Source organism: Rhodococcus sp. 14-2470-1a (assembly GCF_002259425.1).
GTDB lineage: Bacteria > Actinomycetota > Actinomycetes > Mycobacteriales > Mycobacteriaceae > Rhodococcoides > Rhodococcoides fascians_E.
Window position 1 is genome coordinate 157,519 of sequence record NZ_NPFZ01000065.1, and the last position, 11,376, is coordinate 168,894.

At 65.8% G+C, this 11,376-nt stretch carries 12 protein-coding genes; 1 reads left to right on the forward strand and 11 read right to left on the reverse strand.

Annotated elements, in window-relative coordinates:
• Window positions 1–54 precede the first annotated feature (54 nt).
• Complete coding sequence (locus CH292_RS28265) at window positions 55–1,473, forward strand: hypothetical protein (protein WP_032406411.1); 1,419 nt, start codon at window positions 55–57, stop codon at window positions 1,471–1,473.
• 4 nt (window positions 1,474–1,477) lie between these two features.
• Here the strand turns inward: CH292_RS28265 and CH292_RS28270 are convergent, their stop codons facing one another.
• The 11 genes from CH292_RS28270 to CH292_RS28320 all read right to left on the reverse strand — a co-directional run bounded on the left by CH292_RS28270 (window position 1,478) and on the right by CH292_RS28320 (window position 11,376).
• Complete coding sequence (locus CH292_RS28270) at window positions 1,478–1,876, reverse strand: thermonuclease family protein (RefSeq protein WP_256978607.1); 399 nt, start codon at window positions 1,874–1,876, stop codon at window positions 1,478–1,480.
• Window positions 1,877–2,058: 182 nt separating this feature from the next.
• Window positions 2,059–2,754, reverse strand: a complete 696-nt coding sequence (locus tag CH292_RS28275) for a hypothetical protein (protein ID WP_139278521.1) — start codon at window positions 2,752–2,754, stop codon at window positions 2,059–2,061.
• Between the two features lie 47 nt (window positions 2,755–2,801).
• Complete coding sequence (locus CH292_RS28280) at window positions 2,802–3,197, reverse strand: hypothetical protein (protein ID WP_032406413.1); 396 nt, start codon at window positions 3,195–3,197, stop codon at window positions 2,802–2,804.
• Window positions 3,198–3,228: 31 nt separating this feature from the next.
• Window positions 3,229–4,068, reverse strand: coding sequence for a DUF4913 domain-containing protein (locus CH292_RS29155; RefSeq protein WP_052060484.1), 840 nt, complete (start codon window positions 4,066–4,068; stop codon window positions 3,229–3,231).
• Window positions 4,058–6,022 carry a TraM recognition domain-containing protein gene (locus CH292_RS28290; RefSeq protein WP_052060485.1) on the reverse strand — a complete coding sequence of 655 codons (1,965 nt, stop codon included), beginning with the start codon at window positions 6,020–6,022 and terminating at the stop codon, window positions 4,058–4,060. The genes CH292_RS29155 and CH292_RS28290 overlap by 11 nt, the downstream gene beginning before the upstream one ends.
• Window positions 6,022–6,420: a hypothetical protein gene (locus CH292_RS28295; RefSeq protein WP_139278522.1), complete on the reverse strand. Its 399-nt coding sequence runs from the start codon at window positions 6,418–6,420 to the stop codon at window positions 6,022–6,024. The genes CH292_RS28290 and CH292_RS28295 overlap by 1 nt, the downstream gene beginning before the upstream one ends.
• 11 nt (window positions 6,421–6,431) lie before the next feature.
• Window positions 6,432–6,980 (reverse strand): hypothetical protein, encoded by a 549-nt coding sequence (locus CH292_RS28300; protein ID WP_052060486.1) that lies wholly within the window; start codon window positions 6,978–6,980, stop codon window positions 6,432–6,434.
• Window positions 6,977–7,660 (reverse strand): hypothetical protein, encoded by a 684-nt coding sequence (locus CH292_RS28305; protein WP_032406415.1) that lies wholly within the window; start codon window positions 7,658–7,660, stop codon window positions 6,977–6,979. The genes CH292_RS28300 and CH292_RS28305 overlap by 4 nt, the downstream gene beginning before the upstream one ends.
• A 42-nt stretch (window positions 7,661–7,702) precedes the next feature.
• Entirely contained in the window at window positions 7,703–9,325 is a 1,623-nt protein-coding gene (locus tag CH292_RS28310; RefSeq protein WP_032406416.1) for a M23 family metallopeptidase, read from the reverse strand.
• A 4-nt stretch (window positions 9,326–9,329) separates the two neighbouring features.
• On the reverse strand, window positions 9,330–9,599 hold the full coding sequence (locus CH292_RS28315; RefSeq protein WP_032406417.1) for a hypothetical protein: 270 nt from the start codon (window positions 9,597–9,599) through the stop codon (window positions 9,330–9,332).
• Between the two features lies 1 nt (window position 9,600).
• Entirely contained in the window at window positions 9,601–11,376 is a 1,776-nt protein-coding gene (locus CH292_RS28320; protein WP_052060487.1) for a hypothetical protein, read from the reverse strand.

Below are 11,376 nucleotides of genomic sequence, written 5' to 3' on the forward strand. Positions count from 1 at the left end.
ATCAAGCTCCGAGGACAGAAACACAAGAGAGTTGCGTCGATGGGCTTCCCGCGGATGTCAGTGCATCACAAGGCCGCGGGCGATCCGCCGGGCCCGTTCGATCAGGGTGGCCGGCCGCTACGCATCGTCCTCGACGTAGCGCCGGACAAGCGCCGGATCGAAGAGTGGATCGATCCCCCCCTCGACATGCCGGACCCGGAAACCTTTCTGTGGTCGCTGACAGAGGACGACAGTATCGACCGCTACTGGATCGGCACCGCCAACGACCCGGCAGACGCCGGCCGGGTCCTCATACCACCAGGCCCCCTCGCCCCGGATGCCCACGACTACCTGGAGTTCTCGACCATCGACGGCCCGGGGCGACGGACCGGACATGCAATCTGGCCCTACAGCACCTACGAAAAGATCGCTCTGCGTGACGCCGGAGCCCAGGGAGTGAGCGCCGGACAGTGGTTGAAGGAACTTCTCGTCGCAAAGGCCAGCAGCACAATGCCCGCCGATCTGCTGGCCACCACCAATCCGCGCATCCTGTCCAGCCAGGCGACCGACATAACGAACGCGCACCCCTATTCCGCAGCCGAGGCCGTAGGGGTCGTCGGGCTGTACCTCCGCAATAAGGGGAAATACCCCGTCATCGGACCGGATCAACTGGTACTCGACGAACGCTCGACGTTCCTTCTGGCAGTCGAGGAACTCCTCCCGTCGTGGCGGGTGTGGGCCTCCGAGCTCAGCCAACACAGTCGCACGACCGGCAACGACACTGCTGCACTGTTGGCCCAGACGGTCCGGGAACGCATCATCCGGATGTTGCGGTGCCGCGACCAACTGCTCATCGCATCCGTGGCTACACAGACCAACAACACCGCGGACCGTACGGTCGAATTCCTGGACTACTTTCTGGTCAATCTCGTCGGGGCTTTCGACGCAGCGGCTAGGGCTGCTCACCTCGTCTACGATTTGCCGAAGAACGAACGTAGACAGGCGGGTTGGCAAAACAGACAGTGGCTGAAGAAACTGGGCAACGCCAAACTCACGGCCCTGTTCAAACGGCGCAGCGACGGCTATCGGATGTTCGAGGTCTGCCGCATTCTCCGAAATACTGTCCACAGCGAAGGGCTGTCGCCTATTGCGTTGAAGGAACCGCAGGTTGCGCACCTGCAGACCCTCGTGAGGCTGCCCCAGGAGGAAGCCGACGACCTTGTCCGACTCTTCACCCAGCTCGGCGGATACAACACTTGGGGATTACGACGCTTAGGTGTCGGGATCGGTGACTACGTCGACGCGGCGACGTTCATCGAGCGGCTTATCCCCTTGGCAATGGCCGTGTTGGATAAAGCTCTTGTGAACACGCCTGCTTCCGCACTGACCGGCATCGTTCAATCCCCGACCGGGCTTCCTCCAACGAACAGTGCGCGCGACAGTCCTGGCACGCGCGCACGTGTGATGCTCCTGCTCAGACTCGCGAAGACGTGAGGGGTCAGCGTCGGGCTGTCTGTCCGTAGCACGGCGAGCCCCAGAGACCGGCACCGTTGCGTTGCGCTGTCGATTGTGCGGCAACGATATTCGCCGCTTCAGAGAGCTGCTGGTTCTTGTAGGTGTAGGCGCGGGCCATACCCGATTCGGCTGCGAATGCGCTGTAGTTGCTCCCATCCGGGAGGACGACGTACCGCAGGGCACGGCCGTAGCGGTCGGTGTCGTCTGCGACCGGATCGCTTGTGAGGGTGACAGCGGCGTTGTCTAGCTGCTGGTGCGCCCACGCGCTCGCTTCCGGCCCCCAGCACTCCACCGGTGCGTCGGGGGCGACTGTCTCGGGGGTATCGATACCGAGAACGCGAACTCGTACCGGGTCACCCCCTGTGGACAGGCGCACCTCCACCGTGTCTCCATCAATGACCCGTTCCACGACCCCGCTGGACACAGAGACAGCCTCATGGGCCGTCTCAGGCGTCGGGGGAGCGATCAGGGGATTGCACCCCGCCAGCAGCGCAGCAGCAACAGGGACAGCCACACAGGCCGTGAAAACTCGGACGGTCGGCCGATATCGTGTCCGTACCCGGCTCATGCTTGTCCAAAGACAACGAGAATGCCGATCAGGTACGCGCCGAGCGCGACGATCGCCAGCCCCGCCACCGCCATGACGGAATGTGCGACCAGGACCGAGCAGTGCCGAAGCGGAGTCCGGCTGCGACGATGCGCCCTCGACGGAATCCAATAGTCGCGCAGCTCCGATACGAGCTTCAGCGCCAAGAGCCACGCTGCAATCTGCACGATCACGGTGGTGCCCGATGAGAGCGCATCCGTCATCCGCTCGACTGGAGTCCCTGCGGGCCAGTCGTAGTACGACAGGTCGGGGGACCAGCCCCGCCATGCCAGGATCGCGAACGCGATCGACACCGCTAATGCAGCTGCCAGATACGCGGCCGTCACGCCGGGGTGAGTGATGCGGCTTGCTGCGCGAGTGTGTGCGTCCGCGATCGAGGCGAGCTGGCGACCGGTGATGACCGGTTGCCGCCCCCGGCCACGCACAGCCAGCCTGCGCTCGACTTCCAGTATTGCCGCCGAATGCGCGGCCGCACGCTCGGCCGGCGTCGACGACAGACCGTGCCGCGCACGGAAACGTTTCTGGTCACGGTCTATGTCGCGGATCCACTCGTCGCGATCGCTCTCGGGGGTGTACCGCACCTCGATGCCCCCGACCGCGCTGACGATCGAGCTGAGCATGGAGCTGGGGTGGTGCCGTGTACTCGTCTTCATGGTCGTTGCTCGCCTTCTTGGTTTTTCGTTGGTAGTCGAGTTGGTGGTCACAGGGGTTGCACTCCGCCGGCGGCGAGAACGCTCACGGCCCAGATGGCCCACATCACGGCGAGGCTGCTCGCCAGGCGTACCGAGTTCTTCCATGCGGTCAGCGCCCAGCGCCGTCCGTTCATGCAGTCGAGGGCGACGGCGATGAGGCTGCCGATCGACAGCGCGGAGACGACGGTGATGATCGCCCACCAGCCCTGTGCCACAGCATCGTCGGCGGCTTCACGCCGGACGGGGTCGGCCGAGCCGCTCGACGAGGACAGGACCCACTCGGCGAAGGGTATCGACCAGGTGAGCCACCAGGTGACGGCCGCCAAGGCAATCGCCGCCAGTAGTTGGGTCCGATCGCTCGGCGCTGTCGACGATTCGATTGCGGGTGCAGGTGCTGTTCTCATGGGAGAGGCCTTCTCTCGGTGACGATGGCGGTCAGGGGGTCAGATATTTCGGTGTCTGCCAGTCCTCGGGTGGATAGGCGATCAGCAGCGAGCCGTGGCCGGGCCAGCTCCCGTCGACGTCGGCGTTGCTCATGGGTCCGGATTCGCCGTCGAGGAGCACACGCATGTGGGGGTCGCAGTGCCGAAGCCACCAGCTCGACATCGCCGCCGGATCGTCCGGTGAACTGCGCGCTTCCTCGAACGCCCACCACAGGGCCTTGAGCCGCGACACGACCTCCTGGTGCTGCCACCAGCGCCGATCCCAGGACAGTCCACGGCCTGGCTTGTCGTCGATCTTGCGGTTGATGACGTGGCGGAGGTAGTTCTTCACGAAGTCCTCGAGCCGCAGAAACGCCGGGGCCGGCAACTCGTCGGCGTCTTCCCCGATCGGGATCGGGTGCTCGTGCGAGAGGTCTGCGAGATCGTCCGCGATCCAACCTTCTGGAACTGGATCGCACGTCAGGGGTCCGTAGCCACCCCAGGTTCCGGTGTCGTCGGCTCCGCTCATCGGCCCGGTGACGCCGTCGAGAAGCATCCGCAGGTGAGGTTCGCAATGCTCGACCCACCATCCCGACATCGCTGCCCGGTCCTCGACCGAACGGCGCGCGGACTCCCAGGCCCACCACAGAGCGGTCAGGCGGGCGACCGCTTCACCGTGCCTCCACCACCGGGCATCCCAGGTCAGTCCGTGACCGGGTCGGTCGCTGATCCGTCGCTGGATCACCCTGGCGAGGTAATGCTGAACCCAGTCATCGACCGACTCGTACGCGGGCTCGACCTCCGGTTCGGCGTCGAGATCCAGTTCCTCGTCGAGGTCGAAATCAACGTCCATCGACGCTCACCGCCGATCGGTCCCAGTCTTCGAGCTCGTACTCGTCGACGTCGTCGTGGTCTGGTTCGTAGTCGATGTTGAACGGTCCGTCGAGCAGTTCCTTCGCCTGTTCGGCGGATCCGCTGTATTCGATGATGGACTGGGTGATCATCTCGGCGTCGTCGGTGTCGGTCCACCAGACTTTCTTGATCAGAACGGGCGGGTTTTCCGGAAAGACCACGATGGCACGGCTTTTCGGGAGGGCCGCGAGTTCGTTGATCGGAAGAATGGGCCGTTCTTGCCAGCTGTGCGACGTACTGCGGTTTCCTTGGCCGTTGCTGCGGGTGGTGGATTGCACTTCGTGCGAACCGATTTGCTCGGACAGGTCGCTGAGGTACTGCTTGTCCTTGATGTTGCCGCCGTAGAAGTGCACGGCACCGGCGATCATCGAATCGAACTCGTCGCGGCCCCACACCCGGGCACCCTGCTGTGGTGACTGGAGAATCGCGATCGGGATGATTCCGCGGCCACCGAAATGCGAGTACTGGTCTGGCAGTTGGCGAAGCAGGACGGTGTTCGCGGCCTCGTCGAGAACGGCAACGAGAGGAACGTCGAGCCGGCCTCCCTGAGTGCGAATGGTGGGCTGCCACATCCTGGTCGGCCACCACCGCGGCATCTGCTTGTCGTAGGTGCGTGCCGGGGTCCGTGAGGCCAGCGCAGTGGCTTCGTCGAAGATCTGCCCCACCAGTGCGGTGGTCAGCGGTGCCGCCGAATCCGGTCCTTCGAGCGAGAGCGCGTAGAGGGTGTCGGTACTGGCCACGAACGCCCGCGGATCGAACTCGCGGCGATCGTGCAGCGGCTCCCCGTACCGCGTGGTCACGCGCGGGACTACGGTCTTGTCCGTCGCGTCGACCTCGATGATCGCCCGCGCAGGCGGTGTGACGGCGCGGGCGTACTCGTCGTCGGAGAGGATGTCGAGGAATCGGCGTGCCATGTCGAACAGGCCGTCGCGCTGGCGATCGGTCAAGCCTTGGGCTTCTCTCACTCGCGCTGCTGCGCGTTTCTTGTCGAACGCATCGAGGATCTGGGCGGGGGTGCCGTCCTGATCGCGGCCGAGCCAACTCACCGCGTGCAGGAGATCTCCGCCGGCCGACGCCGCAGCCAGGCAGTAGAGGGCGAGCAGCTCTTGAGCTCCACCATCGAAGTAGCCGTCGGTCTTGGCGTCTTTCTTCGTCGACGCGGACACGAAAAAGGAGGCGAGCTTGCGGGCCTGGGCGAGGGTGGTGACGTGTTTGAGCGGGTTCCACCAGAACGTGAGCTGCACCGATCCGCTGACCGCCTGCAGATCGAACACCCACACCTGCCCGTACCGTTCGCGGCCGAGGCGAGTCGCGGCATACAGGTCGGGTTTGTTGCTGGTCACGATCGTGGCCCCCGGTGCTGCCAAGGCTGCGCGCACCGCAAGGGCGACAGTCTTTCCCATCCGGGTGCCGGCCAGGGCGACCATCACCATTTCCCACGACAGGTACACCGGCTTGTCGCCTACCACGGTCGTGCCGAGGAGGAATCCCCACGACCGCGGATCGGACTTGTCGAACTGGGGCATCAGGCGATGCGACTCTTTCGGGGAGACTCCGCGAAGCTTGTTCGGTGCGACCATCGTGCGCGCGGCCCGGTCGACTTCGGTACGCCCCTTGGCTCGCCGAACTGCGATCGGCAGTGCGACCGCAACGATCGACACCACCAATGCCACGGCGATGGCCGTCGACTGCCACGGCCAGGGGCGCTGTCCGGTGAAGGACTCGAATACCCCCTGGATGGGGTTGCCGCTGGGGTCGCCGCCGGAGAGGAACGTTCCTGCCCACCACGACAACACGAGGGTGATCACGACCGCCAGGCCGATGCACAGCAGCACCGCCTGCAGAAGGTTCTCCTGTGCTCTGGCACCGGTTCCGGATCTGCGTGTCTGGGCCATCAGAGCGCCTTCCCCTCGATCGCGTCCTGGATGGTGGTAGCGGTCATCGGATCGTCCTTCTGATCGTTCGAGTCGGGTCGGGGGCGAAGGTGCACGAACACGTGCAGCAGGCCGGCCACGCCGAGGGCGAACACGGGCATGACATACGCCGTCGCCGCCAGAGCGGTGTGGGGTGTGACGATCGAGCGTCCGGCGGCTGCCGCACCGGCCAGAACGGCCAGGGTGAGGGCCACCGCTGCCGCTCTCGCCCAGGTGCGGCGGACCGACCAGAGCAGAATGATGACGGAAACGAGCAGAGCTGCAACAGTATTGATCGCCGTGAGCGCTGCGAGGTCGAACACCGATGGCGCTGGACCGATGTAGCCGATCGGGTCCGAATGGATGATGTGCCTTCTCATGATCGACGTCCTCATTTCGGTGCCAAGTTGTATTCGGTCAGTTGCCATGTTTCGGAGTTCTTTTCGACGACGGCCCGGACGCGGTAGTCGCTGTAGGGGGTGGTACTTCCGTCGCGGTGTAGGACGGTCTGGGTGAGGGCGACGTCGAGTACCTGCCGGCTATCGGAGGCGGTGATCGGCTCGCCCGATTGTGCTGTGGCAGTGACGATGTCCCCGGAGTCGCGCCATCCCGCCCACTGCGGTAGCGGCCGGACCCCGGTGGCGGCCGGTTGTGTGGCGTCGGCGGCGAGCGGACCGCCGAGCCAGCGCTGCGCTCGTCCGACAGCGGCAGCGGGGGAGGGGTCGATGGCCGGTTGCCACGAGAACATCGCCGCCAGTGCAGCTTCGGCGACGGCGTCCGGATCGGAGCCGCGGTCGTCGTCGAGGTGCACGTGGGCGTCGGTGGCCGGGTCGTGGCTCTCGTCGGTGCCACTGAACTTGACGAGGGTGACCACAGCGGCGGCGACAACCACGACGAATACCAACACCGCGCTGACCGCGATGAGCTGCCCGCGTTTCATCCTGCGATCCGTTCGTCGTCGACGACGAGGGTGGTCAGGTTCGTCTCTCGCCACGACTTGTAGCCGTTCTCGCGGCACCACTCCGCCGCCGGGTTGTCCTGGTCGATTTCGACACTCACGTGCACGCGGCCACGCAGCGCGGTTCGCTCCAGGGCCGGGTCGTCGGCCGCGACTTCGTGGTTGAGCACGTGCAGGATCAGCCGGACCGCCTCGACGTCTAGTTCCTCGCGGGCCTGACCTGCGACGAACACCGCGTGCTGCGCCACCGACCGGTCGGCCGAGACCTGATCACCGTTGCGGTAGAGCTTGTCGTCGGGGTGAAAGGTGTTGTAGGTGACGACGGCACCTTCGGGTCCGCAGATCGCGAACGAGGACACCTCGTCGTCGGCCGCGGTCCACAGCTCGAGTACCGGGCCATCGGCTGCGGCCGCAGCGATCTGCTCTCTGCGCTGGGCGTAGGCCTGCTCGCGCAGTGCGTCGTAGTCGATCCCGAGCTGTTTGGACAGTTCGGTCTTGAACTTCGGGAACAGGCCTGGGACGGCGAGGTCGTGCTCTTTCGCCCATGTGTAGAGCTCGCCGTGGGTCTCGAGCGCGCGGAGGTCGTCGAGGTGTTCCTTGACTGCCTTCTTCGCGGTCTCCCATTCGGCGACCGAGTTGTGGGTGCTGCGTCGTTTGGCCATTTCGGGTATCTCCTTGGTTGTCGTGTCGGTCGGTGTGTGTGCTCAGGCGATCGAGGCGAATTCGGTGGCGTACTGCTGGATCAGGTCGGCGTAGGGGCGGGTCTGGTTGACGTAGTCCGGTGAGCCGGTGGGGAATCCGCCGGAGGACTGGACCGCGCCGAAACCTGCGTTGTAGGCGGCGAGATACAGCTCGAGCGGGCCGTTGGGGGCCGAGATGGACCCGTTGGCGATCCCGGCGTCGACCTGGCCTGCGATCTCGCACATGTAGCGGCCTTGGGCCATAACTGCGTCTCCGATGTCGTAAGGGGAGACCGAGCCGTTGCCGTCGTCGTCGCGCCCGTAGCCGGGCCAGGTGCCGGGCATGAACTGCGCCGCTCCTTCGGCTCCGTCCGGGCTGACAGCGCGCGGGTTGAAGCCCGATTCCTGCTTGAGCTGTCCGGCGATGACGGGCGGGCGGATCTGCGGGCAGGTGTTGCCGGCCCTGATCACCCACGGCTCGAACTCCGGGGGCACTTTCCCGGGTGCGAGATCGGCTTCGCCGCCGCTCGCAGCCGGATTGACCCCGCACGGGGTCGGGACCGCCCCTGGGCTGCCTGCTGCGCCCGGTGCCGGGCCGTAGTTGGTCAGAGCGTCGGGCATCCCGCCGCCGACGGTGGTGACGTGGACGTGGTCGAAGTGATTCTGTGTGGGGGAGCCGCGGTCCTCCATCTGGTTCGAGGAGCCGTCGGCCGGGATGTAGGTCTGGCGCCAGATGATGTACTCGATGTGCAGCTCGGTCTTGTTTGCCATCAGGTACTCCACGACCCGATCGCCGAGCTCCTTGCCGGCCCCGGTGTCGTAGTCCGGGATCATGATGTCCGCGGCCCGGCCGCTGGGGTGATCGTCGTAGGTGTCGTACGGCCGCCACCCACCGATCGTTTTGATCTCGGGGAACTTCTGCGCGACCGATCGGGCTACGCGAACCGTGTCGACCTGCCAGTGCTCTTCGGACCCGACGGACGGCGGTAGAGGCGGGAGGTCGCCGCCGGGGGCAGGTGTTGTCGGTGACGGCGACGGAGTGGCCGGGCTCCCGGCGGGGGCGTCGGGCTCGGACGCTGCGGCGATCCACGGGGCCGGGTCGACGGCTTCGCCGGCGTCGTGGCCGCCTTGCCAGATCTCGAAGTGCAGGTGCGCACCGCCCGGTCCAGGTGGTGAGACTTCGCCGTTGTAGCCGACTTTCGCGATTTCCTGGCCTGCGTGGACCTGCTGGCCGGGGGTCACCTCGAGGTCGTCGGGAAACATGTGGCCGTAGACGCTCGAGATGATCTGTCCGTCGATGTTGTGGTCGATGACGATCCACTGCCCGAACCCCGTTGCCGGTCCGGCCTTGGACACCACACCGTCGGCGGTGGCGTAGATCGGTTCGCCTGCAGCCGATCCGAAGTCCTGGCCCTTGTGCATGGTGCCCCAGCGAGGACCGAATCCGGACGTCAACTGGTAGGTGCCGTCCTTCATCGGCTTGACCTTGGTGCCGGCAGGGAACGTCGCGGTCGGTGCGCCGCCGGGCAGGCAGTCCCCGACTTTGGGTTCGTCGTCGTCGGGGAAGATCAGCAGCACCAGCGCCAGGATCAGGGCGAGGAACAGGGCGACGCCGACCAACGTCCCCTTGCTGGCGGTGCTTTTCAACGGTTCAGATCCTTTCGCGGCCGAGAGCGCGTTGCAGGATGGCCACTTGGTCGCGGAGCTCGCGGACGGCCAGTTCGGTGTCTGCGGGGAATTGGGTGGTGCGTGCTGCGCCGCGTTCGTTGCGCACCCAGTTACGCAGGGTGGTCACCGGGATCTGCAGTGCGGCAGCGACAGCGACGACGGCCTCTTCGCGTGAGGACGCGGTTTTCATCTGCTCACTGACCAGCGCGAGGCACTTGTCCCTGAATTCGGTGGTGTAGAACCGTTTGGCCATCTCACGCGACCTCGTCGTAGTCGTCTTCGAGGTCGTCGCCGACGAAGGTGAATCGGTGGTTGGTGTCGTGGACACCGGATTCGATCTCCGACGGCATGAGCACGGTCCGGAACGGAATACCCGGTGCGCCTTGCTCACCGAGTTTGACGATGAACTTGCCCTGCCCGGGTGGAGCGCTCAGAGCGCCTGCCTCGCCGGTCAACGCTTTCGGGGACGACCAGGAGGTGATGTCGGCGATTTCGGTGTCGGTGAACGGTTTGATGTCGGATAGTCGGGTCATCTCCTTACGTGGCAATGCACCCACCACCAGCACTCCGGCGCGTTCGACCAGGCCTTTGGCGGTCGCGACGTCTTCGGGGTTGGGGAGGGATTCGAGGTCGCTGATGGTGTGGGTGCACATCAACAGCGCGGTGCCCCAGGCCCGGTTCAGGCGAGTCAGTTCGTCGACGCGGTCGACCATGCCGACGCCCGCGCGCAGGACCTGCCACATCTCGTCGAGGACGACCAGGAAGTTCCGGCGCGGCCCGCATCCGGCGTCGGCCAGGTAGTGGGCGGCGTCGGTGGCGGCGAAGCCGTGCTCCCAGCAGGCGAGCAGCACTGCGCCTTTGAGGGTTTTGTCGGCGGTTCCGATGCCGGAGACGTCGACGCAGACAGCAGCGGCGTTGATGTCGATCGGCACGGTGGTCTGGCCGCAGAACACCTCACCGAACTCACCGTCGATCAGGGCGTTGAGGGTGCGCCGCAGTGTCTTCGAGTCGGCGCGGTAGTCGGCGTCGGTGTCGGATTTGAATGCCCGCCGTACCGGGTCGGGGCCTTCCTCGAGGACGTCGGCGAGGTCGGAGAGCAGCGGTTGGACGTCGCCGGTGAAGCGTTCCTCGAGGAGACGGATCGCGGCACCGAGGGCGGAGATCTCGAAGTCGTCGATCGGGGCGTTGCCGCGGGTGACCTGTAGCAATGTCTTGACCCGGCGCACCCGGTCGCCGGCGATGCGTTTGCGCACCAGGGCCGCGGTTTTGTCGGCGGCGTCGGTGCCGGCGGCATCGAGGGTCGCCAGGATCTGGGCGAGAGGTCCCATGTCGAGGGGGTTGATCTGCCCGCGGCCCAGGCCGAGGTCGATGATCTGGCCTCGATCGCCGAGGGCTTCGACGAGTTTGCGGTAGTCGGGCCGCATGTCGCCCATGATCAGGGTGGACACTCCGGCGTAGATCAGTCCGAGGATGATCTTGCGGGCCAGCGTCGATTTACCGAAGCCGGGCAGGCCGAGCAGCATCATCGAGGGCTGTTGGAGGAATCGGGCGCGGGTCATCCATGAGAGCGGGTCGAAGCACACCGGTGCGCCGGTGTAGAGGTGCACACCGAGTGGGACGCCGACGATCGGCGCTCCGGCCCCGACCGGGAACGGCCACATACCGGCTGCTTGCAGTGTGGTGGCGCGGAATTCGGTCAGGGGTAGGACGGGTCCGGCTTTGCCGCCGCCGCGTCCGGACAGGCCCATGTGGTTGCCGCGCAGGGTCTCTGCGTCGCGGCTGTGCCCCACGGTCTTGGACCGCGCTGCAGCGTCACGTCCGAGATGCAGGCGTGCGCGCCAGGAGACGGCGATGTTCTTCGATTCGGCGGCGCGTTCGAGTTCGCGGCGTTCGTTGTCGTCGAGTACGGCCACCGGTGCGGAATCGATGCTCTCGCAGTGTTGTTCGCGCTGACGTTGCGCAGCGGTGCGGTTGAGGTCGCGGTGGGAGGCGGTACTGGCGGCGCGTCTCCAGGGGCGTTTGATGCTCAT